Origin of the sequence: Caballeronia sp. dw_276, from assembly GCF_018449635.1 — a bacterium.
In the GTDB taxonomy this organism is placed as follows: Bacteria; Pseudomonadota; Gammaproteobacteria; order Burkholderiales; family Burkholderiaceae; genus Caballeronia.
In genome coordinates, this window is record NZ_JAAVUV010000011.1 from 13,929 (window position 1) to 37,680 (window position 23,752).

Genomic DNA, 23,752 nt, shown 5'->3' on the forward strand with positions numbered 1-23,752 from the left:
CGTCAATCAAAACGCTCCGCCTATGGCTGGATCAATCCACGCCTTCTGTTCCTATCAAGTTAGTGCAAGTCCAGGACGCGCGGCGGGTCGATAAGCCCACCCCCGCCCCCGCGTACAATATCCCCCTTCGATTCCCCTAAAAAAGCACCGCCCCATGGCCACTACTTTCCTTTTCGACTGGTTTGTCCCTTGCCCGCGCGGTCTCGAGGCGCCGCTCGCGGCCGAACTCGCCGAAATCGGAGCGAAGCATGTAGAAGGCTCGCAATTTCGCACCGGCAAGGAAGTCCCGGGCGGCGTGCATTTCCGCGGCTCCTGGGCGGCCGGCATGGCGGCGAACCTGCATTCGCGCATCGCGAGCCGCGTGTTGCTCAAGCTCGCTCACGGTCCGTACCGGAGCGAACACGACATCTACGAACTCGCGTATCAGCAGCAATGGGAAAAGTGGTTCTCGCCGAATGAAACCATTCGCGTCGATATCACCGCCATCAAATCGCCGTTGCGCAGCCTCGAATTCGCGACCCTGCGCGTAAAAGACGCCGTCTGCGACCGCCTGCGCGAACTCACGGGAAACCGTCCGAGCGTCGATACCGCGCAACCCGACGTCCGCGTCTTCGCGTTCCTGACGCTGAATGAATGCACGCTTTACATCGATACCTCCGGCGATCCGCTTTTCAAACGCGGCTGGCGTCTGGACAAAGGCGCGGCGCCGTTACGCGAAAACCTCGCCGCCGGCATCCTGCGCCTGACCGGCTGGACGCCCGGCACGCCGTTGTTCGACCCGATGTGCGGCAGCGGCACCTTCCTCGCCGAAGCCGCGCAAGTCGCGCTGAACATTGCGCCGGGCGTCGAACGCCGTTTTGGTTTTGAAAAGCTCAAGCAATACGACGTAACCGCGTGGCAAAAGCTGAAGGGCGCCGCACTCGATGCAAAACACGCCGCGCGATCATCCGGCAAGGACTTGCAGATCTACGGCAGCGACATCTCCGGCGACATGCTCGACAAGGCCTATTCGAACCTCGAACGCGCCGGTTTGCCGGAACTATCGTTGAAACAGGTCGATGCGCGCCACATGACGCCGCCGTCCGGCGAACCCGGCATCCTGGTCGCGAACCCGCCGTACGGCGAACGGATCGAAGTGCGCGGGCGTGGTCCGCGCGGCGAACTTCGCGAACCGAAGAACCGTGGCCGCGATGAAGACGAAGAAGCGTTTCACCGCGCGCAACCCGATCCGGCCGATCAGGAATTCTTCATCTCGTTCGGCAACGCGCTCAAACAGCGCTTTCCGGGCTGGCGCGCATACGTGCTGACATCGGATAGAAAATTGCCGGGCATGTTGCGCTTGCGCGAATCGACAAAAACGCCGCTTTTCAACGGCGCGCTCGAATGCCGCCTGTTCCGCTTCGACCTGATTGCCGGAAGCGTGCGCAACCGGCCGGCCGCGGCGGAACCCGCGCCCGACCAAACTCCGGAAGCGCCCGAAGCGAAGGAATAACGCTGGGCCAAGCGGCGCTACAATCGCTGAATGAACTCATCGACTGAAGCCCAATCCTTAAGCCTCGACGTTTATCGCAACCGCCGCGAGCGCGTCCTCGCGGCGCTGCGTGAATCGGGCGGCGGCGTGGCGATCATCCCGACCGCGCGCGAAGTCATGCGCAACCGTGACGCCGATTACCCATATCGCCACGACAGCTATTTCTACTACCTGACGGGCTTCACGGAACCCGAAGCCACGCTCGTACTCGACGCCAGCGCTCATCCTGACCAACCCGCGGCCATCCTCTTCTGCCGCGAGAAAAACGTCGAACGCGAAACGTGGGAAGGATTCCGCTACGGTCCCGAAGGCGCGCGCCTCGCGCTGGGTCTGGACGCGGCATTTCCCATCGATCAGCTCGATGCCGAAATGCCTCGCCTCCTCGCCGATAAACCCGCCCTCCACTACGCGCTAAGCCGTTCCGCCGAACTGGATTCACAAATTCGCGGCTGGCTCGCAGCCGTCCGGGCGCAAAGCCGGATTGGGGTGAAAGCCCCATCGAAAGTGGTCGATTTGCTGCCCGTGCTCGACGAGATGCGCCTGATCAAGGACGACCACGAACTCGCGATCATGCGGCGCGCCGGCACGATTTCGGCCGAAGCCCATCGCCGCGCAATGCAAACCTGCCGTCCCGGCATGCACGAATACGAGATCGAAGCCGAGTTGCTCTACACGTTCCGCAAACGCGGCGCGCAAGCCCCGGCGTATGGTTCGATCGTCGCGGCCGGCGCGAATGCGTGCGTGCTGCATTACCCGGCAGGCAACGCGATTGCACGCGAAGGCGACCTGATTCTGATCGATGCCGCGTGCGAATTGGACGGCTACGCGTCCGACATCACGCGCACGTTTCCGGCGAGCGGGCGGTTCACATCGGCGCAAAGGGAGATTTACGACATCGTGCTCGCCGCGCAATACGCTGCCGTCGATGCCACCCGCGCCGGCGTGAGTTTCGATGCGCCGCACGAAGCGGCGGTGCGGGTCCTGTCGCAGGGATTACTGGACACGGGGATCATCGACCGAAATAAGTTTGCGACCGTCGACGATGTGATCGCCGAACGCGCCTATCAGCGTTTCTACATGCACCGTACGGGTCATTGGCTCGGCATGGACGTGCACGACGCCGGCGATTATCGCGATGCAAACGCACCGCTCGACGACCACGGCGCGCGCGCGTGGCGCACGTTGATGCCGGGCATGACGCTGACCATCGAGCCAGGTCTGTACATTCGCGCCGCCGCCGACGTGCCGGAACGCTACGCGGACATCGGCATCCGCATTGAAGACGATGCCATCGTCACCGCCAGCGGCTGCGAGCTGACAACGCGCGAAGTACCCGTCGATGCCGACGAAATCGAAGCCTTGATGCGCGACGCGCAATCTTCCGATGCAAATTGAAACCACAGAAACCATCGGCCACGAATTGCCGGCCGATTATCACTTCGATATCGCTATCGTCGGCGCCGGTCCGGTGGGGCTCGCGCTCGCCGGATGGCTGGCGAAGCGCAGCGCGACGTCGCGTTTGTCGGTCGCGTTGATCGATGCGCGCGAACCAGGTTCCGCGTCGAACGATCCGCGCGCGATCGCGGTATCGCACGGAAGCCGCGCGATGCTGGAATCGTCGCTGGGTTTTCCCGCCGATGCCACACCGATCAAACGCATTCACGTGTCGCAGCGCGGCCGGTTCGGCCGCACGTTGATCGATCACGATGAACACGGTTTGCCTGCGCTTGGTTATGTCGTGCGTTACGGCTCGCTGGTTTCCACCCTCTCGGAAGCGGTGAGCAAGACCGGCGTGCACTGGTTCACGCAAACGACGGCATCCACGCCCTTGCACGATCACGATGGCGTGACGCTGCCCATCCATTCACCGGCGGAGGGCGATCGCACGATTCGCGCGCGCATTCTGGTGAACGCGGAAGGTGGGTTGTACCAGGAAACGGATGCATCGACTTCAGTCAAGAACACGCGCGATTATGGCCAGACGGCGATTGTCGGAACGGTCAGTGTGAGCTCGCCACAACCGGGCGTTGCGTGGGAGCGCTTCACGCCCGAAGGCCCGATCGCGTTGTTGCCTTCCGGCGGCGCGCGTCAGGCGGATTACGCGCTCGTGTGGTGTTGCGAGCCGGAAGAAGCGGTGCGCCGCTCGCAACTTCCCGACGACGCATTTCTCGCCGAGCTGGGCGCAGCTTTCGGCGAACGCATGGGCCGTTTCACAAAAATCACCGGCCGCGCGATGTTCCCGCTCGGGCTTAACGCGCTGAACGCGCTGGTCGACCGGCGGACGGTCGCTATTGGAAACGCGGCGCAAACGCTGCATCCGGTCGCGGGACAAGGCCTCAATCTCGGTCTGCGCGATGCGCATGCGTTATGCGATGCGTTATCGACAAACGGCCCCACAACCGTCGCGCTCGGGCTTTTCGCGCAACGCCGCGCGCTGGACCGGCGGATGACGATTGGCGCCACGGATACGCTCGCGCGCGTTTTCACCATCGACTTTGCCCCGCTCGCTGCAATGCGCGGCCTCGCGCTGAGCGCATTGGAACTCGTGCCGCCGGTCAAAACAGTGCTGGCCCGGCAGATGATGTTCGGACAGCGCAGATAACTGTGCGTGAATCGTTTGCTTTTAGGATCAGGTCCGCACTTCGCGCCATACGGCCAAATCTGCTGAGTGGGGTGCCCGAAAAATCGAGCGTTCACTCTATGACGTTCGTAACTTTCATAGAAGATTTAACAACTTGCAGCGCGATTGGAACGAATTGACGCAGTGCGTTCGCGGTAAAATACGCGTTTTCCTCTAACGCTTTTGCGTCCTTTCAGATTCGGACGCTGCCAGTTTCATGCCCATTTCCACACCGGCCATCGGCCCCCATATTTTGCGCAATAACCTGTTCGTGGCCCCTATGGCCGGGGTGACGGACCGCCCGTTCCGGCAATTGTGCAAACGCATGGGCGCGGGGTACGCGGTGTCCGAAATGGTCGCATCGAACGCGCAGTTGTGGAAAAGCGAAAAGACCCTGCGCCGCGCGAATCACACCGGCGAGGTCGAGCCTATCTCGGTGCAGATCGCCGGCGCGGACCCGAAGATGCTCGCCGAAGCGGCGCGGCACAACGTCGCGAACGGCGCGCAGATCATCGATATCAACATGGGCTGCCCAGCCAAGAAGGTCTGCAACGTGGCGGCCGGTTCCGCGCTGCTGCAAAACGAAGCGCTTGTTGCGCAAATCGTGCAGGCCGTGGTGAACGCGGTGGGCGTAGGCCCGGACGCCGTGCCCGTCACGCTGAAAATCCGCACCGGTTGGAACCGCGAAAACAAGAATGCGCTGAATATTGCGCGCATTGCGCAGGACGCGGGCATTTCCATGCTGACCGTTCATGGCCGTACGCGCGCCGACCTTTACAAGGGCGACGCGGAATACGAGACCATCGCGGCCGTCAAAGCCTCGGTGCGAATTCCGGTCGTGGCGAACGGCGACATTGGCACGCCCGAAAAAGCGCGCCACGTGCTGGCCGTGACCGGCGCGGACGCCATCATGATCGGACGGGCCGCGCAAGGACGTCCGTGGCTCTTTCGCGAAATCGAACACTTCCTCCTGACGGGCGAACATCTGCCTGCGCCGCGTATCGACGAGATCCAGCAGCTGATGAATGCGCATCTCGAAGATCACTATGATTTCTATGGCGAATTCACGGGCGTTCGCACAGCGCGCAAACACATCGGCTGGTACACTCGCGGCCTTTCCGGCGCCAACACGTTCAGACATCGGATGAACACGCTGGATTCCACACGAGAACAATTGCTCGCCGTGAACGAATTCTTCGACGCCCAAAAGGCGTTGTCCGACCGTCTCGTCTATGTCGAAGAACTCGGCTCAGACGCTGATAACGGCGGCAACGACGCAGCGGAAGAATCGTGCGGCACGCAGAACCAAACAGACCGATTAGCCGCATGAGCAGACACAACATAGAACAATGCGTCCGCCAGAGCCTGGACAATTATTTCCAGGACCTGGACGGCTCGAAACCGCACGACGTCTACGAAATGGTGATTTCGTGCGTCGAAAAGCCGATGCTCGAAGTCGTGCTGAAACAAGCCGACGGGAACCAGTCGCTCGCAGCGGAGTATCTCGGCATCAATCGCAACACGCTGAGAAAGAAGCTCCAGCAGCACGGCCTGATTTAAGTCATTTGTCTCATTGATGTACCTCCCGGACCGTCGCGGCGTACGGCGGTCGATCCGAATTTACTGATTCCCTCGACTCCCCTACCGGCTTCCGCCGTTCCCATCATGATCAAGCAAGCGCTCCTCTCTGTTTCAGACAAGTCTGGCATCGTCGAATTTGCGAAATCGCTGTCCGAGCTCGGCGTAAGCCTGCTTTCGACCGGCGGCACCGCAAAACTTCTTGCCGATGCCGGCTTGCCCGTCACCGAAGTCGCCGACTACACCGGTTTTCCGGAAATGCTCGACGGCCGCGTGAAAACGCTGCATCCGAAGGTTCACGGTGGCATTCTTGCCCGCCGCGACTTGCCGGAACACATGGCCGCGCTCGAGCAACACGACATTCCGACCATCGACCTGCTGGTGGTCAATCTTTATCCGTTCGTGCAGACGGTATCTAAGGAAGAATGCTCGCTGGAAGACGCGATCGAGAACATCGATATTGGTGGTCCGACCATGTTGCGCTCGGCCGCGAAGAATCATCGCGATGTGACCGTGATCGTCGATCCTTCGGATTACGCGACGGTTCTCGAGGAAATGCGCTCGGCCAACAACACGGTCAGCTACCCGACGAACTTCCGGCTCGCGACCAAGGTATTCGCGCACACCGCGCAATACGATGGCGCCATCACGAACTATCTGACGAGCCTGACCGAAGCGCTGGAACACAAGAGCCGCAACACGTTTCCGTCGACGTTCAATCTCGCCTTCACCAAAGTGCAGGACCTGCGTTACGGCGAGAACCCGCATCAAAGCGCGGCGTTTTATCGCGATATCGCGACGTCCGCCGGCGCGCTCGCGAACTACGAGCAGTTGCAGGGCAAGGAACTGTCGTACAACAACATCGCGGATTCCGATGCTGCCTGGGAATGCGTGAAGACCTTCGACGTGCCGGCCTGTGTGATCGTGAAGCACGCGAATCCGTGCGGCGTGGCGGTCGGCGCGGACGCGCACGAAGCGTATTCGAAGGCATTCCAGACCGATCCTACTTCGGCGTTCGGCGGCATCATCGCGTTCAATCGCGAAGTGGATGAAACGGCGGCCCAAGCCGTTGCCAAGCAGTTCGTGGAAGTGCTGATGGCGCCGTCGTTCAGCGACGCAGCCAAGCAGATTTTCGCGGCCAAGCAGAACGTGCGTTTGCTGAAAATCGATCTTGGCGACGGCCACAACGCGTTCGACCTGAAGCGAGTGGGCGGCGGCTTGCTGGTGCAATCGCTGGATTCGAAGAACGTCCAGCCGCACGAATTGCGCGTGGTCACGAAGCGTCACCCGACGCCGAAGGAAATGGACGACCTGATGTTCGCGTGGCGTGTCGCGAAGTATGTGAAGTCGAACGCGATTGTGTTCTGCGGCGGCGGCATGACGCTCGGCGTGGGCGCGGGACAAATGAGCCGCGTGGATTCGGCGCGCATTGCGAGCATCAAGGCGCAGAACGCGGGTTTGTCGCTGGCGGGATCCGCCGTGGCGTCGGACGCATTCTTCCCGTTCCGCGATGGGCTCGACGTCGTGGTGAACGCGGGCGCAACCTGCGTGATCCAGCCGGGCGGCTCCATGCGCGACGACGAAGTCGTCGCCGCTGCGGACGAACACAACATTGCGATGGTGCTCACCGGCACGCGCCACTTCCGCCATTAAGCACGGTTGATCTTCGCAAAGCCCGGTGGCCAACAGGTTCTCCGGGCTTTTTACTTTCTGCGGCGCGCTGTTAGTATCGCAAGCACTACGTTCCAACGGCATTCCATGAGAATTCTCGGCATTGACCCGGGCCTGCGCGTGACTGGATTCGGCGTCATCGATAAAACCGGCCACACGCTGACCTACGTGACCAGCGGCGTCATCAAGACGGCGGACGCTGATCTGCCGTCGCGTCTGAATACGATATTCGAAGGCATTTCGACATTGGTCCGGCAACACTCGCCGGATCAATCGGCCATCGAAAAAGTGTTCGTCAACGTCAATCCGCAATCGACTCTGCTGCTCGGGCAGGCCCGTGGCGCGGCCATTTGCGGGCTGGTTGCGAACGGCGTGCCGGTCGCCGAATACACGGCGTTGCAATTGAAGCAGGCCGTCGTAGGCTACGGCCGCGCAACGAAAGAACAGATGCAGCAGATGGTGGTGCGCTTGCTCGCGCTTTCGGGCGTGCCCGGAACGGATGCCGCCGATGCCCTCGGCATGGCCATCTGCCACGCGCACGCGGGTGGCGCGACGGCAATCCTCGGCGGCATTGCGCCATCCCTGGCTAAGAAAGGCCTGCGCGTACGGCGCGGCCGCCTTGTCGGCTAACTCCATTACAAGTTCCTAAACATGATTGGTCGCATTGCAGGCGTCTTGCTTGAAAAAAACCCGCCGTATCTGCTCGTGGATTGCGGCGGCGTGGGCTACGAAATCGCCGTGCCGATGAGCACCTTCTACAACCTGCCGAACAGCGGCGAAAAGATCGTCCTGCTGACCCAGTTGATCGTGCGTGAAGACGCGCATTTGCTGTACGGCTTCGGCACGCAACAGGAACGCACGACCTTTCGCGAACTGCTCAAGATCAGCGGAATCGGTGCGCGTATGGCCCTGGCGGTACTGTCGGGCATGAGCGTCCAGGAACTCGCGCAAGCAGTGACGATGCAGGACGCCGCGCGCCTGACGCGCACGCCCGGAATTGGCAAAAAGACGGCGGAGCGCCTGCTGCTGGAACTGAAGGGCAAACTCGGCGCGGATCTGGGCACGGCAGCAGGCACCGTGGCCGGCCCGGATCACGCGAGCGATATCCTGAACGCTTTGCTGGCATTGGGTTACTCCGAAAAAGAGGCGCTCATGGCGGTAAAGAATGTTCCTGCCGGGACAGGCGTTTCAGAAGGCATCAAGCTGGCCCTGAAGGCGCTGTCCAAGAGCTAGTGAGGCAAGTCTCCCACGCCGTTGATCCGGCCAACAGTCGGCCGATTGGCTAGCTTTCGGCGCTTTAGTCACGCGGTACAATCAACGCATGATAGAAACCGACAAACTCGCCGCCGAACGCATCATCTCGGCCACTCCGGTCTCGCCGAACGAGGAAGTGTTCGAGCGGGCGCTGCGGCCGCGCCAGCTCGAGGAATACGTCGGGCAGGAAAAGATACGGGATCAGTTGCAAATCTTCATCGAGGCCGCGCGCAGGCGCTCCGAGGCGCTTGATCACGTGCTGCTGTTCGGGCCGCCCGGTCTCGGCAAGACCACGCTTGCACACATCATTGCGCGGGAAATGGGTGTCAATCTGCGGCAAACATCGGGTCCCGTGCTGGAACGCGCCGGCGATCTCGCCGCGTTGCTGACCAATCTCGAAAAGAACGACGTGCTTTTCATCGATGAAATTCATCGGCTGTCGCCGGTCGTCGAAGAAATTTTGTACCCGGCGCTCGAGGATTATCAGATCGACATCATGATCGGCGAGGGTCCTGCGGCGCGTAGCGTGAAGCTCGACTTGCAGCCGTTCACGCTGGTAGGGGCCACCACTCGCGCCGGCATGCTGACCAATCCGCTGCGGGATCGCTTCGGGATCGTGTCGCGGCTGGAGTTTTATACCGCGAGCGAATTGGCGCGGATCGTCACGCGATCGGCATCGTTGTTGAAGGCGAATATTGTCCCGGAAGGGGCGTTCGAGATTGCCAAGCGCGCGCGGGGTACGCCGCGTATTGCTAACCGCCTGCTCAGGCGGGTGCGCGATTACGCCGAGGTGCGGGCGAACGGCAATATCACGGCGGATGTCGCCGATGCCGCCCTGAAGATGCTCGACGTCGATCCTGTCGGCTTCGACCTGATGGACCGCAAGCTACTGGAAGCCATCCTGCACAAATTCGATGGCGGCCCGGTCGGCGTCGACAACCTGGCTGCGGCAATTGGCGAAGAGCGCGACACGATTGAAGACGTGCTGGAGCCTTATCTGATCCAGCAAGGTTATTTGCAGCGCACGCCGCGCGGACGCGTTGCCACGCTGCTCACGTATCGTCACTTCGGGCTCGCGGCGCCTGATGCAGGCCCTGTTCGGGATCTTTGGGACGCAAACTCACCCGAATAGCGGCTTACCGCGGCACTTCCTTCAGGTCGTCGTCGCTGCTGGGCGCGGCCAGATGCGCAACGTCGCCCCACGCGACGACCTTCGCGTGACCATTCTCGAAGTCCACCGTGTTGATGCTGGTGTTCAGCAACAACCAGTCGCGTGGAACTTCGAGCGGAATCCCGCGCGCATACCGGTAAATGCAATCCAGCACGCCACCATGCGCCACGCACGCAATCCGTCCGCCCGGATGCGCGGCCACGATCGGCTCAACAGCCTTCAACACCCGCTGCGAAAATTCTCTTTGAGACTCGCCACCCGGCGGCGCGAAATCGGGATCGTGGCTCTGCCAGACAGCGTGTTCGGCAGGAAATTTAGTCAGGATCTCTGCGCTATCGTGGCCTTGGAAGTCCCCGTACAGACGCTCGCGCAACCCTTCGTTCAGATTCAGCGATAACCCGAGCGCATCGGCAAAAGGCTTGGCCGTTTGCTGCGCACGTTGCAGGTCGCTGGAATACACCGCGTCGAGCCGCGCGCCGGATTGCGACTCGCGCAACAGGCGCTGTGCCAGCTGCTCCGCTTGCGCAACCCCGCTCGCGCCAAGCAGAATATCAATATGCCCCTGAATCCGCTTGATACGATTCCAGTCGGTTTCGCCGTGCCTGATAAAGAGGACTTGCGTAATCATGGGGATTCCAAAAGATGCGCTCGGGCTGAGCCGGCGCTGTGAGAAGACATCAGGGACGTACTTGCAGCCAGAACGTGACCGGCCCGTCATTCACCAGCGACACTTGCATGTCCGCGCCGAACTCGCCTGTCTCGACAATCGGATGCGCGGCGCGCGCCTGTGCAACGAAGTAGTCGAAGAGCTTGCGGCCTTCGTCCGGCGGCGCTGCGGGCGTGAAGCTCGGCCGCAAGCCGCTGGATGTATCGGCGGCGAGCGTAAATTGCGAAACCAGCAGCACGCCGCCCGCGCGCCCGGTGCCGTCGATATCGCGGACTGGCAAGTTCATTTTGCCGGCGGCGTCGCTGAAAACCCGGTACGCCAGCATCTTCGCAAGCAGCTTGTCCGCCGCCGCGGGCGTATCCCCGCGCTCGGCGCACACAAGCGCCAGCAGGCCTGCATCGATAGCGCCCGTTACCCGGCCTTCCACACGGACATCGGCGCGAAGAACGCGCTGAATGAGCGCAATCACGGACTCAAGCCGTCAGCGTGACGCGCGCAAAGCGGCGTTTGCCCACCTGCACGACAAACTCGCCGGCTTCGACTTTCAGGCCCTTGTCGGACACGATCGCGCCGTCGATCTTCACGCCGCCTTGCTCGATATTGCGCAACGCTTCGCTCGTCGATGGAACCAGCCCCGCCTGCTTCAACAACTGCCCGATGGCAAGCGGCGCACCGCTGAGCGTCACCGACGCGATCTCGTCGGGCACCCCGCCCTTCGCTCGATGATTGAAGTCTTCAAGCGCCCGTTCGGCATCGGCCTGCGAGTGGAATCGCGCGACGATTTCCTGCCCGAGCAGGACCTTGAAATCACGCGGATTGCGGCCGCCTTCGGCTTCGCTCTTGAAGCGCGCAATCTCTTCCATGCTTCTGAACGACAGCAGTTCGAAATAGCGCCACATGAGCGTGTCGGAAATGCTCATCAGCTTGCCGAACATGTCCGTGGGCTTCTCGCTGATGCCGATGTAGTTGTGCTTCGATTTCGACATCTTCTCGACGCCGTCCAGCCCTTCCAGCAACGGCATGGTCAAAATGCACTGCTGCTCCTGACCATATTGCTTCTGCAACTCGCGCCCAACCAGCAGATTGAACTTCTGGTCGGTGCCGCCGAGTTCCAGGTCGGCGTTCAGCGCCACTGAGTCGTATCCCTGCATGAGCGGATAGAGCAACTCGTGGATGGAGATGGGCATGCCGCCCTGATAACGCTTGGTGAAATCCTCACGCTCGAGAATGCGCGCCACCGTGTAGCGCGAGGCAAGCTTGATCATTCCGTCGGCGCCAAGCGGCATCGACCATTCGCTGTTGTAGCGCATTTCGGTCTTCTCACGGTCCAGCACAAGCGCGGCTTGCTCGAAGTACGTCTTCGCGTTCGACTCGATCTGTTCGCGCGTCAGCGGCGGGCGAGTAGCGTTTCGCCCCGAAGGATCGCCAATGAGCGATGTGAAATCGCCGATCAGGAAGATCACCGTATGGCCAAGGTCCTGCAGCTGACGCATTTTATTCAGCACAACCGTATGGCCGATATGAATGTCGGGCGCGGTCGGGTCGAGGCCGAGCTTGATGCGCAGCGGCTTCCCGCTCAACGCGCTGCGCGCGAGCTTCTGCGCGAACTCGGCTTCGATCAGCAGTTCGTCACAACCCCGTTTCGCGATGGCAAGCGCGGCCTGCACTTCGTCGGTAAGGGGCAAGGTTTTCGCAGCCGAAGCCGGAGAGTCGTTCGGTTCTGTGGTCATGCTTGCAACTTTTCGGATGATTTATTCGGGACGGGGACAGGCGCGCAAAGGTAATGGTCGCGGCGCTGCGGCTCTCATGCAGTAATTCGCAAGCTCAAAAATCAGCGCGGCTTTTGCTTGGTTCAGGGATCGGATTTTACGTGATGTCGTGCGCGTTCGCCCCGTTTTCCCCACGCGTTAGCCATTCGGCCAGGTTTTCGACCCCAGAGACAGCGAATCCTGAACGTAAAACATGGCCGAATGGCTAACGCTGGGGTCGACGGCTTAACGCCCGGCGTTGATGCGTGGATAATTCATTCATGGCGGCCGTTCGGACCGCGGGATCGCATCGAAAAGGAGAGGCAACGTGGCGCGACGTACCGAAGCAGGAGAAACAGGCAACGCAGCGGACGGCGTGTATTTCGGGCTCATGTCCGGCACGAGCATGGACGGCGTGGACGGCGTCGCGGTGCAATTCACGGAAGGCAGGCCGCCGGTTGTGCTCGGCGAGGCGCACGTCGGCTTCTCGGAAGGCCTGCGTGAAGCGCTCTTTGCCCTGCAGGCACCCGGCGAAAACGAACTCGAACGCGAAGCGCTGGCAGCAAACGCGCTGGCCACGCGGTACGCGGTGTGCTGTCACGAACTGGCAAGCATGAACGGTTATTCGGCGGCTAAAGTGCGCGCGATCGGCGTGCACGGACAAACTGTGCGGCATCGGCCGGAGAAGGGTTATACGCGGCAGATCAACAATCCCGCATTGCTTGCCGAAATGACGAACATCGACATCGTTGCGGACTTTCGCAGTCGCGACGTCGCTGCAGGCGGTCAGGGTGCGCCGCTTGTACCGGCGTTTCACGCGACCATTTTCGGTTCGAAGAACGAAACGCGCGTGGTCTGTAACCTGGGCGGAATCAGCAATATCACGGTTTTATCAGCAGGTGGCGGAGTGCACGGATTTGATTGCGGTCCGGCCAATGCTTTGCTCGACGAGTGGGCGCACCGCCACCTGAACCGCCCTTTTGACGAAGGCGGTCATTTCGCGTCACAAGGACAGGTGAACCGGCCATTGTTGAACGCCTTGCTCGATGAACCGTTCTTCGAACAACGTCCGCCGAAAAGCACCGGGCGCGATCTATTCAACCCCGCATGGCTCGATGCGAAGCTCGCCGGATTCGACGCGGTTTCACCCGCCGACGTGCAGGCGACACTCGTTGCTCTAACGGCGGTAACCGTTGCACGGGAAATCGAGCGCCACGCGTCCGATTGTCGGGCGGTCTATGTTTGTGGAGGGGGCGCACGCAACCCGGTACTCATGAGCGCGATCCAGCAGGCGCTTGCGGACACTGGTGTGACCGGCGTTCCTGTCATGACTACGGACGCGCTCGGCGTGCCACCGCAACAGGTCGAGGCGTTGGCGTTCGCTTGGCTGGCTATGCGCTGCATGGCGCGCGCGACGGGAAATGTGGCAGCCGTGACCGGGGCTGCGGGTGAACGCGTTCTCGGCGCTATTTATCCGCGCTGAGGACCACAGGAACATATCTAGGGTGACGGAAACAAATCCGTCCGCATAAAGAAAAACGGAGCCATAAGGCTCCGTTTTATCAAACCATCCAACCGCGTGCTCTAACCAGACTCAAGCCGAGAACGACGATCCGCAACCGCACGTGCTGGTCGCATTCGGATTCTTGATCACGAACTGCGCGCCATTCAGGTCGTCCTTATAGTCGATCTCTGCGCCGACGAGATATTGATAGCTCATCGAATCGATCAACAACTGGACGCCGGCTTTGTCCATCACGGTGTCGTCTTCGTTGATGGCTTCGTCGAACGTAAAGCCGTACTGGAAGCCCGAACAGCCGCCGCCCTGCACAAACACGCGCAGCTTCAATTCCGGATTACCTTCTTCGTCGATCAGTTGCTTGACCTTGTCAGCAGCTGCATCCGTGAAAACGAACGGCAGCGGCATTTCGGTCGTGGGGGTATCGGTGACAGCGTTCATTCGAACTCTCCAAAAAAGCTTCTAGGGACTATTGTAGGGCTGATCTCAATATCGTGCTGGAAGCCCATGTAATCAATAGGCTATCTCGCCACACTATTCCGAATTAGCCGCGGCTGCTTGTGCGTTGTTCACCAGGCGGTGTGCCACGCAAACGAAAAAAGCCGCCAGCGCATACACGCAGGCGGCTTTTTGAGCCATTTCGCCGCCAGAGCGACGAAACCGCCAAACAGCTTAACGCTTCGAGAATTGTTTCCGGCGACGTGCCTTGTGGAAACCAACCTTCTTACGTTCAACTTCACGAGCATCGCGGGTAACGAAGCCAGCTTGCGACAGCGTGGGCTTCAGCGTTGCGTCGTAGTCCATCAACGCGCGGGTGATGCCGTGGCGAACAGCACCGGCCTGACCCGTTTCGCCGCCGCCGTTCACGTTGACCTTGATGTCGAACGTGGTGGCGTGGCTCGTCAGTTCGAGCGGCTGGCGCACGATCATCAGCGACGTTTCGCGCGAGAAATAATCAGCAATGGGCTTGCCATTGACAATGATCTCGCCCGTACCGGACTTGATGAACACGCGGGCAACGGCGCTCTTGCGGCGGCCCGTACCGTAATTCCAATTACCGATCATATGGGCTCCCTTTAGATCTCGAGCGCTTTAGGCTGTTGAGCCGTATGCGGATGCGTTGCGCCAGCGTAGACCTTGAGCTTCTTGATCATAGCGTAGCCGAGCGGACCTTTCGGCAACATGCCCTTAACGGCTTTCTCGAACGCGCGGCCCGGGAAGCGTTCTTGCATCTTGTTGAACGTCGTTTCGTAGATGCCGCCCGGATAGCCCGAGTGACGGTAGTACTTCTTGTCAGTACCCTTGTTGCCCGTGACGCGCAACTTGCTGGCGTTGATGATGACGATGAAATCGCCAGTGTCGACGTGCGGGGTGAACTCGGGTTTGTGCTTGCCGCGAAGTCGGGCGGCCACTTCACTGGCGACACGTCCGAGAACCTTATCCGTCGCGTCAATCACGTACCATTCACGCGTCACCTCATGGGCTTTTGCGGAAAACGTCTTCATGATCGATCCAAAAAATAATTCTGCCCTGCTTTGTCCCGCTTGTATGTTCGTGCGCATCGAGGCGCGTGCGGGCTCTCCCTGGTTCTCGTCCGCGGGCATGGTGCGGATAGAGAACTTTGAATTATAAGGGAAATTTCAGCGCGAAGTCAAAACAAGCGAAGACACACGCTGAAATGACATTTGGGGGAACCAAATTGCTGCAAATTTCGGCACGTTGTTCACCGTCTCGGCAACAGCGTCGTGCTTCGGGAAACAGGGGCGAAAAAAAGCCCGGGCCTTGGGCTCGGGCTGAATCCACCTAGGAGGAGGTGGAGGAGACAGGAGCAAGTATATGAACTGGGTTTGTGCAAAGCAAGTAAATTTACATCGTGGGATTGAATTTCATAATGCAAAACAGTGAAATAAACCGTATTTCTCAGAAATATCGTTTGAAATCAATATTTTGAAGCAATAAGCCCGCAATCCGATGTTGCAGATTCCCAGTTATACACCCTTTTCGCGATAGGGAAATTCCCGATTTACCACCCTCATCGCGCTGCAACACCGCTATTGAAAAACGGTAATGGAAACGCCAGCTATGATTCCAGCAATAAGCTTAAACGCTACAATCGGCGGGAATAGACAAGTGCCGGACGGCACCGGAGTTTTCTCATGGAATGCAAAGTTAGCTGGATGGGACAAGACGGAATGGCGTTCGCCGCAGAAACGGGCAGCGGCCATCTGGTCACCATGGATGGCGCGCCGGAGGGCGGCGGACGCAACTTATCCCCGCGTCCAATGGAAATGGTCCTTCTGGGAACGGGCGGCTGCACGGCGTACGACGTCGTGATGATCCTGAAGAAAAGCCGTCAGGAAGTCGTCGGTTGCTCAGTGACGCTCAAAGCCGAACGCGCGAGCGAAGATCCGAAGGTTTTCACGAAGATCCACTTTCACTTTACGGTGACGGGCAAGAACCTGAATCCGGCGACCGTCGAACGCGCAATTACGCTTTCGCACGACAAGTATTGCTCGGCGTCGATCATGCTCGCGAAGACGGCCGAACTCACGCATTCGTTCGATATCGTTCCAAGCTGAAAGCGCGTATCGAAGAAAAAGGATGAAAAAAGCCGGCGTCACCCTGACGCCGGCTTTCTTTTTGAAGAGTCACAAAGCAGGCCGATAAGCCGGATTCTGTGCGCGCCCAACGCCCGAAAGCGTGAACGCGTGGCAGCCATTCCTCTAGTCGCGCCATTACTGGCGCGCTCAAGCTCCCTACCCGCAGACGAGACGGAGGCACCGTCCTGCATCGCGAAGATGCGCGCCTGCCTACTTGGAATTGCTCCGGGTGGAGGTTACCGTGCCGGTCTGCCTTGCAGCAGCCGCGGTGCGCTCTTACCGCACCGTTTCACCCTTACCTGATCCCCAGGCTTGCGCCCGGGGCCATCGGCGGTTTGCTTTCTGTTGCCCTGTTCCGCGTGTCGCCACGGATGGCCGTTAGCCATCACCCTGCCTGTTGGAGTCCGGACTTTCCTCGCCCTTTCCGGCCGAAACCGGATCAGCCGCGACTGCCTGGCCTACTTTGCGGGTCGAATTTTAACATGCGCCGGACTGGCTGATGCCGTAGATCAAGGCCCGTTCCGACGACGGCCGGGACGGAAAACCTGCGGGTCATCGTAGAAAGAATGCGCTTCGTTTTCCGGCCACCAGCCCGGGACGCCCAGCACGGGGAGCGGCGTGAAGCATCGGCTGGAAATGGGTTCGGAATCGAGGCGGCAGGATACTTCGCGATCGAGAATCGCGCGGCGTTCGGTATCGGCGGCGAGGAAATACGTCGGCTCGACTTCCACGATCCACGCGTGTCCCGTGCACGCCTTGTATGGCGCGATCAGCTTTTCGAGCAACGCGTGGCCAAAAATCCGCGCTTCGCAAGCCGTCCCCCACGCCGCCCGATGCTCGATAAACACCGCGCGCCAATCAAAAGCCCGAAGCGCCGCCGCGAGCGACGGGTCGGCGCAGGCAAACAGGATGGCGTTTTCATCGAACAGCGTGAGGGCATCGCGCGTGGCGCCGCGGCTCGAGCCGATACCGAGCGAATCGATTTCCGCCGCCTGGCGCGCGTTGAGGGCCGCCTTGATGCGCGGATACTGAAACCACATCGCGCCGTTGAAGAAATCGTGGAGGTTATGGCGCGTCGGCACGCATCCGGTTGCGGCAATGTGCCCTTCATAGGACGTGCCCGCCGGCAGATCATCTTGCGCGATAAATGCCAGCGGCTTGCCGCGCCCGGTCACCCGCGGTTCGGTGTGTGCATCGGCGTTCAGAGTGGAGAGGTATGCCGGATAACTATCGAGCGCTGCTTGCTGCCAGCGTGCGCCGCGCTCAGCCAAAGGCGCAAGCCAGGCACGCGACCAGTCGATATCCGCAAAGTCCGCCAGTGCGCGGGCATCGGACAATTTCGCCGGTCGCCGAGTGTTTCGAGCCGGATCAGACATGCAACCCGACGCGGCTTAAACCAGCCGCCAGCCGATTGATTCACCACCGCCGAGCGGGACGATCTCATTATCGCCGGCCATGAATTCAGCCGGCAGCGTCCACTCCTCGCGACGCAGCGTGACCTGCTCGGAAGCGCGCGGCAAGCCGTAGAAATCCGCGCCGTGGAAACTCGCGAAACCTTCGAGCTTGTCGAGCGCACCGGCTTGATCGAAGGCCTGGGTGTAGAGCTCGAGCGCGTGCAGCGCCGTATAACAGCCGGCGCAACCGCAAGCATGCTCCTTCAAGCCCTTCGCGTGCGGCGCGCTGTCCGTGCCGAGGAAAAACCGCGGATTCCCCGATGTCGCCGCCGCCAGCAACGCCACGCGATGCGTCTCGCGCTTCAACACCGGCAAGCAGTAATAATGCGGCCGAATCCCGCCGACAAACAACGCATTGCGGTTGTACAGCAGATGATGCGCGGTCAGCGTGGCGCCGGTCGGGCCGTCGGCGTCGCGGACATAGTCGGCGGCATCCTTGGTCGTGATGTGCTCGAACACGACTTTCAGCGCCGGAAAATCGCGCCGCAAAGGCGTCATGACCCGATCGATAAAAACCTTCTCCCGATCGAACATATCGATGGCCGGGTCTGTCACCTCACCATGCACGAGCAGCGGCAAGTCATGCTCCTGCATCGCTTCCAGCGTTTTTGCACACTTCGCGATGCTCGTCACGCCGGCATCGGAATTGGTCGTCGCGCCCGCCGGATAAAGCTTTACGCCATGCACGAAGCCGCTTTCACGCGCGCGGCGGATTTCGTCGGGCGGGGTGTTGTCGGTGAGATAAAGGGTCATCAGCGGTTCGAACTTCGCGCCCGGACCGTCCTTCGGCAATGCCGCCAGGATCCGCCCGCGATACGCCGCCGCCATTTCGGTCGTCGTCACCGGCGGCCGCAGGTTCGGCATGATGATCGCGCGGCCGAACTGGCGTGCGGTATGCGGCAAAACGGCGGCGAGCACGGCGCCGTCGCGCACGTGCAGGTGCCAGTCGTCGGGACGGGCAAGGGTGACGGAATCAACGGAAACTGCGGACGAAGAAGAAGCGGACATGGGCGTGGTGACGATGAGAATATTCAGGATAGGCCGGGGGCAAGACAGACCTTCATTTTCCAGCCGCCCAAACCGGTAACTTTGCCTCGCCGCCAGCGCCCGCACCGTGGAAATTCAACAACGATGCCGCCCGCGGCCCGACGACGCGATTTTTTGGCGGTTTCGTCGGTGCTATGCTTTGGTTACCCGTATTGTAACGGGTAGCTCCATTCACCCCGTCTGCAGCCCCAGCAATGTGCCAACTTCTCGGAATGAACTGCGCGGAACCCACGGACGTGACTTTCTCGTTCACCGGTTTCGCGGCGCGTGGCGGCGTGACCGACCATCACGCGGATGGCTGGGGCATTGCGTTCTTCGAAGACAAAGCGTGCCGGCTCTTCATCGATCATCAATCGTCGGCCAGTTCACCGCTCGCCGAGATGGTGAAACGTTATCCGATCAAGTCCAAGAACACGATTGCGCATATTCGCAAGGCTACGCAGGGGCATATCCTGCTGGAAAATTGCCATCCGTTCATGCGCGAACTGTGGGGCCGGCACTGGATTTTCGCGCACAACGGCGACCTGAAGGATTACAAGCCTTGCCTGAACGGCCAATATCAGCCGGTCGGCACAACGGACAGCGAACTCGCGTTCTGCGCGTTGCTGCAAGGTCTGAGGCGCGAATTTCCCAGTAGCCAGCCGCCGCTCGATGAACTTTTCGCCGCACTTGAAAAGCTCACGCGCGAAATAACGCAATTCGGTGTATTCAACTTCCTGATGTCGAATGGCCAGGCGCTGTTCTCGCATTGTTCGACGCATCTGTACTATCTGGTACGAAGCTGGCCGTTCTCGACCGCGCATTTGATCGATGCCGACATGTCGATCGATTTTGCGAAATACACCACGCCCGAAGATCGCGTGGCAGTGATCGCAACCTCGCCACTCACCGACGATGAAATCTGGACCCGCTTCGAGCCGGGCGACCTGGCGCTGTTCCAGCACGGCGCGCTGCTGAAAACGGTCAACGTACCGGTTCCGGCGGATGTCGCGGAGAAAGCGCGCGAGCCCTTGTGCAAGGTTTGCGTTGAATCGGTGCTGCGCGCGGATACTATCGAAACAACCGCCGACGTGGAGACCGAACTCGGCATTGAATAGCACTACACTTTGAAGATCACCTGAACTCACGCTCGTTCCACCCATCCGGGAGCACATGCCATGTCAGGAAAGTTCGTCATCGATAAAGCCCGCAACGGCCAGTTCTATTTCAATCTTCGCGCCGGCAACGGCGAACCCATTCTCAAAAGCGAAATGTATGTGACGCGGGCTTCCGCGGAACATGGCATTGCATCGGTGAAAACCAATGCGCTGCTCGACGAACGCTACGAGCGCAAGACCGATAAAAGCGGCGCGCCCTACTTCAATCTGAAGGCGGGGAATCACGAGATCATCGGCGTGAGCGAAGCGTATAGCAGCACGTCGGCGCGCGATGCAGGTATTGAATCCGTGAAGAAAAACGCTCCGGATGCGGTAACGCAGGACAACACAAAAGCGCACGACGAATGATAAAGGCCGTTCCAACGCGAGTTGAAACGGCCTTTTTGCATGAAGCGCCCGGAGCCTGAACGAAGCCCGGGCACGAACACTTCAGTGCAGGATCTTCGCCAAAAAGTCCTTGGCCCGATCCGATTTCGGATTGTCGAAGAACGCTTCCTTCTTGTCGTCTTCGACAATCAAGCCGCGATCCATGAAGATCACCCGGTGCGCGACTTTCTTCGCGAAGCCCATTTCGTGCGTCACGCACATCATGGTCATGCCTTCTTGCGCGAGTTCGACCATCACGTCGAGCACTTCGTTGATCATTTCCGGGTCGAGCGCGGACGTGGGTTCATCGAAGAGCATGGCAATCGGATCCATCGATAACGCCCGAGCAATCGCCACACGTTGTTGTTGACCGCCGGACAACTGGCCGGGGAATTTATCTGCTTGAGCGGAAAGACCCACACGATCCAGCAGCTTCAACCCCTTCGCCGTGGCTTCATCTTTCGAACGCCCCAGTACCTTGATCTGCGCGAGCGTCAGGTTCTGCACAATCGATAAATGTGGAAACAGCTCGAAGTGCTGGAACACCATCCCGACCTTCGCGCGCAGCTTCGACAGGTTCGTCTTCTTGTCGCCGAGCGATTGACCGTTGATGGTGATCTCGCCTTTCTGGAACGGCTCGAGTCCGTTCACTGTCTTGATCAGCGTCGATTTACCCGAACCTGAAGGCCCGCAGACCACGACCACTTCGCCCTTTTTGACTTCCGTCGTGCAATCAGTGAGCACTTGAAACGGGCCATACCACTTCGAAACATTCTTGAGTGAGATCATCGAGCGACCTTTTTCTGAAGACTTTTGACCAGACCGGATGCGGCCAGGCACACCACGAAATAACAGGCGCCGGCGAACAACACCATCTCGACGGTCGTCCCGTCGCGGTCACCCACGTTCGTTGCCGTGCGGAAAAAATCCGCGAGGCTGATCACGTACACAAGCGACGTGTCCTGGAACAACACGATGGCCTGCGTAAGCAGCAATGGCACCATCGCGCGAAACGCCTGCGGCAAGATGATGAGTTTCATCGACTGCATGTAGGTCATGCCGAGCGCGAACGCCGCGTTCACCTGACCGCGCGACACCGCCTGAATGCCCGCGCGAATGATTTCCGAATAATACGCAGCCTCGAAGAGCGAGAACGCGACCATTGCGGAGGCCAGACGAATATCGACTTCCGCCGACAAACCCAGCACATTCTGCAGGAATTGCGGCACGATCAAAAAGAACCACAGCAAGACCATGACGAGCGGGATCGAACGAAACAGCGTGACGTAGCCCTTCGCAAACCATACAAGCGGTTTCACGCCCGAAAGCCGCAGCAACGCGAGCACCGTTCCCCACAAGATCCCGAACACGAGCGCGAGCACCGTGATCTTGAACGTGATGATGGCGCCCGTCCAAAGCGTAGGCAGCGAACTGATGACGCCGCTCCAGTTGAATTGATGCATTACTTGCCTCCAATGTAGCCAGGCAACCGGGTTTTCGCTTCCACCCAGCGCATCAGTTGCATGACGATCAGATTGATCAGCATGTAGGCAAGTGTCACGGCGATGAACGACTCGTAGGACTGCGCGGTGTAATCCACGAGTTGCCGCGCTTGCGCCGACAACTCAAGCAGACCAATGGTCGACGCGACCGCCGAGTTCTTGAACACGTTCAGGAACTCGGACGTGAGCGGCGGCACGATCATCCGGTACGCGACCGGCATCAGGATGTACCGGTACGTCTGCCATTCGGTGAAGCCCATTGCGAGGCCCGCGGCGCGCTGTCCGCGCGGCAACGTGGCGATGCCCGAGCGCACTTGCTCGCACACGCGAGCACCGGTGAACAGCCCGAGACAGACAATGGATGATGTATAGAACTGCACGTTGGGCGGCAGTTGCTTGAACCAGTTGCCAATGGATGGCGGCAGCAATTCGGGTATCACCAGATACCAGATGAAGAACTGCACGAGCAGCGGGATGTTGCGAAAGATCGCGACATAAACGGTGCCGATAGCCGCGAGCTTGCGATTGGGCACCGTGCGCAGAATGCCGAAAAGCGAACCCACGATGAGCGCCACGACCCATGACGCAAGCGACACGGTGACGGTCACCCAGAAACCCGAAATCAGCCAGCCGAGATACGTGGTCGGCTCGCCAGTCGAGACGGGGCTTAAGAAAACGCCCCAGTTCCAGTGGTAGGACATGAACTCCCTCCAAAAGAAAACGGAAGAAGCAGCGCTCCTTCCGTTTCCATCAATCCAGACGAGATCGAGATTAGTCGATGGCCTTGTCGTTCGGGCTCTTGAAAAGAGCCTTCATGTCATCGCTTTCCGGGAAGTTCAGGTTGAGGCCCTTCGGCGGAATCGGGCTTTCGAACCACTTCTTGTAGATCTTGTCGCCTTCACCCGAGGTTTCGACCTTGGCGATGGCGTCGTCGACTACCTTCTTGAATTCCGGATCGTTCTTGCGCAGCATGCAGCCATACGCTTCACGCGATTGCGGCGCACCGACGATCACGAAGTCCTGCGGATTGCTCGACTTCGCGCGTTCGCCGGCCAGCAACGCATCATCCATCATGAAGGCAACGGCGCGTCCCGTCGACAGCGTCAAAAACGAATCGCCGTGATCCTTGGCGCTGATGATGTTCATGCCCATGCTCTTGTCCTGGTTCATCTTGCGAAGCAGGCGCTCGGACGTGGTGCCGGCGGTCGTTACAACCGTCTTGCCCTTCAGGTCGGCAAAGTCCTTGATCCCCGAGTCCTTCTTGGTCATCAGGCGCGTGCTGATCACGAAAATGGTGTTGGAGAACGCGACTTGTTGCTGACGTTCCAGGTTGTTCGTGGTCGAGCCGCACTCGAGGTCGATCTGGTTACCCGTCACGAGCAGCAGGCGGTTCTGCGACGTCACCGACTTCTGCTGGATCTTCAGGTTCGGCAGGTTGAGCTTTTCCTTGACGGCGTCGACCACCTTCAAGGCGAACTCATACGAATAACCGATGACTTGTTGCTTGTCGTCGTAATACGAAAACGGAATCGACGATTCGCGGAAGCCCAGGTAGATATTTCCGGAATCCTTGATCTTCTTAAGCGTATCGTTATTTTGGGCTTGCGCGCCTGAGGCAAAAACACCCAAGGCAGCGAGCAGCAGTGCGGCTTTTTTAAACTTCATGGTTGTGATCTCCTTGAAAACCGGGGCAATTTTAGCAGGGTAATAAATTTGAAAGAATGAATGTTGTCCACACTTGATAATTTTGAGACACCTGCTGTACGCCTTGCGCAGCGCGCACTTTAGCGACTTTTCGGTCATTGCGCTTCGTCTCCTTTTGTTCTTTTACTTCTTACGCGAAAAGCCCGGAGAGTCGTTCAAGACG

General features: G+C 59.8%; 25 protein-coding genes and 1 other RNA gene. 13 read left to right on the plus strand and 13 right to left on the minus strand.

Annotated features, from left to right (window positions below):
- Positions 1-154: 154 nt before the first annotated feature.
- The 9 genes from HB633_RS22035 to ruvB all read left to right on the plus strand — a co-directional run bounded on the left by HB633_RS22035 (position 155) and on the right by ruvB (position 9,786).
- Entirely contained in the window at positions 155-1,492 is a 1,338-nt protein-coding gene (locus tag HB633_RS22035; protein WP_213780273.1) for a class I SAM-dependent RNA methyltransferase, read from the plus strand.
- Positions 1,493-1,522: 30 nt separating this feature from the next.
- Positions 1,523-2,926 (plus strand): aminopeptidase P N-terminal domain-containing protein, encoded by a 1,404-nt coding sequence (locus HB633_RS22040; RefSeq protein ID WP_213780274.1) that lies wholly within the window; start codon positions 1,523-1,525, stop codon positions 2,924-2,926.
- The gene (locus HB633_RS22045) at positions 2,916-4,133 is read left to right on the plus strand and encodes a UbiH/UbiF/VisC/COQ6 family ubiquinone biosynthesis hydroxylase (RefSeq protein WP_213780275.1); all 1,218 of its coding nucleotides are present in this window, start codon (positions 2,916-2,918) and stop codon (positions 4,131-4,133) included. Before HB633_RS22040 ends, HB633_RS22045 begins: the two co-directional genes overlap by 11 nt.
- 235 nt (positions 4,134-4,368) lie before the next feature.
- Positions 4,369-5,481, plus strand: coding sequence for a tRNA dihydrouridine synthase DusB (dusB, locus tag HB633_RS22050; protein ID WP_213780276.1), 1,113 nt, complete (start codon positions 4,369-4,371; stop codon positions 5,479-5,481).
- The gene (locus tag HB633_RS22055; RefSeq protein ID WP_056355686.1) at positions 5,478-5,711 is read left to right on the plus strand and encodes a Fis family transcriptional regulator; all 234 of its coding nucleotides are present in this window, start codon (positions 5,478-5,480) and stop codon (positions 5,709-5,711) included. The genes dusB and HB633_RS22055 overlap by 4 nt, the downstream gene beginning before the upstream one ends.
- A 105-nt stretch (positions 5,712-5,816) precedes the next feature.
- Positions 5,817-7,382: a bifunctional phosphoribosylaminoimidazolecarboxamide formyltransferase/IMP cyclohydrolase gene (purH, locus tag HB633_RS22060; protein WP_213780277.1), complete on the plus strand. Its 1,566-nt coding sequence runs from the start codon at positions 5,817-5,819 to the stop codon at positions 7,380-7,382.
- Between the two features lie 105 nt (positions 7,383-7,487).
- Positions 7,488-8,030, plus strand: a complete 543-nt coding sequence (ruvC, locus tag HB633_RS22065) for a crossover junction endodeoxyribonuclease RuvC (protein ID WP_213780278.1) — start codon at positions 7,488-7,490, stop codon at positions 8,028-8,030.
- Positions 8,031-8,051: 21 nt separating this feature from the next.
- Complete coding sequence (ruvA, locus tag HB633_RS22070; RefSeq protein WP_213780279.1) at positions 8,052-8,633, plus strand: Holliday junction branch migration protein RuvA; 582 nt, start codon at positions 8,052-8,054, stop codon at positions 8,631-8,633.
- 88 nt (positions 8,634-8,721) lie between these two features.
- On the plus strand, positions 8,722-9,786 hold the full coding sequence (ruvB, locus tag HB633_RS22075; RefSeq protein WP_213780280.1) for a Holliday junction branch migration DNA helicase RuvB: 1,065 nt from the start codon (positions 8,722-8,724) through the stop codon (positions 9,784-9,786).
- A gap of 4 nt (positions 9,787-9,790) precedes the next feature.
- Here the strand turns inward: ruvB and HB633_RS22080 are convergent, their stop codons facing one another.
- Genes HB633_RS22080 through tyrS form a run of 3 tightly spaced genes read right to left on the minus strand, consistent with a single transcriptional unit; the run spans position 9,791 to position 12,222 of the window.
- A complete protein-coding gene (locus tag HB633_RS22080) occupies positions 9,791-10,453 on the minus strand; it encodes a histidine phosphatase family protein (protein WP_213780281.1) in 663 nt (220 codons plus the stop codon).
- Positions 10,454-10,502: 49 nt separating this feature from the next.
- Entirely contained in the window at positions 10,503-10,961 is a 459-nt protein-coding gene (dtd, locus tag HB633_RS22085) for a D-aminoacyl-tRNA deacylase (RefSeq protein WP_213780282.1), read from the minus strand.
- Between the two features lie 4 nt (positions 10,962-10,965).
- The gene (tyrS, locus tag HB633_RS22090) at positions 10,966-12,222 is read right to left on the minus strand and encodes a tyrosine--tRNA ligase (RefSeq protein WP_213780283.1); all 1,257 of its coding nucleotides are present in this window, start codon (positions 12,220-12,222) and stop codon (positions 10,966-10,968) included.
- Between the two features lie 346 nt (positions 12,223-12,568).
- On the opposite strand from tyrS, the gene HB633_RS22095 reads away from it, so the two are divergent.
- Positions 12,569-13,723, plus strand: a complete 1,155-nt coding sequence (locus tag HB633_RS22095) for an anhydro-N-acetylmuramic acid kinase (RefSeq protein WP_346730347.1) — start codon at positions 12,569-12,571, stop codon at positions 13,721-13,723.
- A 111-nt stretch (positions 13,724-13,834) separates the two neighbouring features.
- Here HB633_RS22095 and erpA read toward each other — a convergent pair whose 3' ends face one another.
- From erpA to rplM, 3 genes are all read right to left on the minus strand, one after another.
- Positions 13,835-14,200, minus strand: coding sequence for an iron-sulfur cluster insertion protein ErpA (gene erpA, locus HB633_RS22100; RefSeq protein ID WP_031357523.1), 366 nt, complete (start codon positions 14,198-14,200; stop codon positions 13,835-13,837).
- A 231-nt stretch (positions 14,201-14,431) separates the two neighbouring features.
- On the minus strand, positions 14,432-14,824 hold the full coding sequence (gene rpsI, locus HB633_RS22105; RefSeq protein ID WP_056355701.1) for a 30S ribosomal protein S9: 393 nt from the start codon (positions 14,822-14,824) through the stop codon (positions 14,432-14,434).
- An 11-nt stretch (positions 14,825-14,835) separates the two neighbouring features.
- Complete coding sequence (gene rplM / locus HB633_RS22110; protein ID WP_031357525.1) at positions 14,836-15,264, minus strand: 50S ribosomal protein L13; 429 nt, start codon at positions 15,262-15,264, stop codon at positions 14,836-14,838.
- Positions 15,265-15,915: 651 nt separating this feature from the next.
- Between rplM and HB633_RS22115 the strand changes: the two genes are divergently transcribed.
- The gene (locus HB633_RS22115) at positions 15,916-16,338 is read left to right on the plus strand and encodes an OsmC family protein (protein ID WP_056355704.1); all 423 of its coding nucleotides are present in this window, start codon (positions 15,916-15,918) and stop codon (positions 16,336-16,338) included.
- Positions 16,339-16,407: 69 nt separating this feature from the next.
- On the opposite strand, the gene rnpB is transcribed toward HB633_RS22115, so the two are convergent.
- The 3 genes from rnpB to pyrC all read right to left on the minus strand — a co-directional run bounded on the left by rnpB (position 16,408) and on the right by pyrC (position 18,821).
- Positions 16,408-16,824, minus strand: an RNA gene (rnpB, locus tag HB633_RS22120) — RNase P RNA component class A.
- Positions 16,825-16,868: 44 nt separating this feature from the next.
- Positions 16,869-17,696 (minus strand): DUF3025 domain-containing protein, encoded by an 828-nt coding sequence (locus HB633_RS22125; protein ID WP_255581062.1) that lies wholly within the window; start codon positions 17,694-17,696, stop codon positions 16,869-16,871.
- Between the two features lie 54 nt (positions 17,697-17,750).
- On the minus strand, positions 17,751-18,821 hold the full coding sequence (pyrC, locus tag HB633_RS22130; RefSeq protein WP_213780285.1) for a dihydroorotase: 1,071 nt from the start codon (positions 18,819-18,821) through the stop codon (positions 17,751-17,753).
- 233 nt (positions 18,822-19,054) lie between these two features.
- On the opposite strand from pyrC, the gene HB633_RS22135 reads away from it, so the two are divergent.
- Positions 19,055-19,957, plus strand: a complete 903-nt coding sequence (locus HB633_RS22135) for a class II glutamine amidotransferase (protein WP_213780286.1) — start codon at positions 19,055-19,057, stop codon at positions 19,955-19,957.
- Positions 19,958-20,017: 60 nt separating this feature from the next.
- On the plus strand, positions 20,018-20,365 hold the full coding sequence (locus HB633_RS22140; RefSeq protein ID WP_213780287.1) for a YegP family protein: 348 nt from the start codon (positions 20,018-20,020) through the stop codon (positions 20,363-20,365).
- An 81-nt stretch (positions 20,366-20,446) separates the two neighbouring features.
- Here the strand turns inward: HB633_RS22140 and HB633_RS22145 are convergent, their stop codons facing one another.
- From HB633_RS22145 to HB633_RS22160, 4 genes are all read right to left on the minus strand, one after another.
- Complete coding sequence (locus tag HB633_RS22145; protein WP_213780288.1) at positions 20,447-21,172, minus strand: amino acid ABC transporter ATP-binding protein; 726 nt, start codon at positions 21,170-21,172, stop codon at positions 20,447-20,449.
- Positions 21,169-21,846, minus strand: a complete 678-nt coding sequence (gltK, locus tag HB633_RS22150; protein ID WP_213780289.1) for a glutamate/aspartate ABC transporter permease GltK — start codon at positions 21,844-21,846, stop codon at positions 21,169-21,171. The genes HB633_RS22145 and gltK overlap by 4 nt, the downstream gene beginning before the upstream one ends.
- Complete coding sequence (locus HB633_RS22155; protein ID WP_213780290.1) at positions 21,846-22,586, minus strand: amino acid ABC transporter permease; 741 nt, start codon at positions 22,584-22,586, stop codon at positions 21,846-21,848. Before HB633_RS22155 ends, gltK begins: the two co-directional genes overlap by 1 nt.
- Positions 22,587-22,656: 70 nt before the next feature.
- Positions 22,657-23,550 carry a glutamate/aspartate ABC transporter substrate-binding protein gene (locus tag HB633_RS22160; protein ID WP_213780291.1) on the minus strand — a complete coding sequence of 298 codons (894 nt, stop codon included), beginning with the start codon at positions 23,548-23,550 and terminating at the stop codon, positions 22,657-22,659.
- Positions 23,551-23,752: the final 202 nt, after the last annotated feature.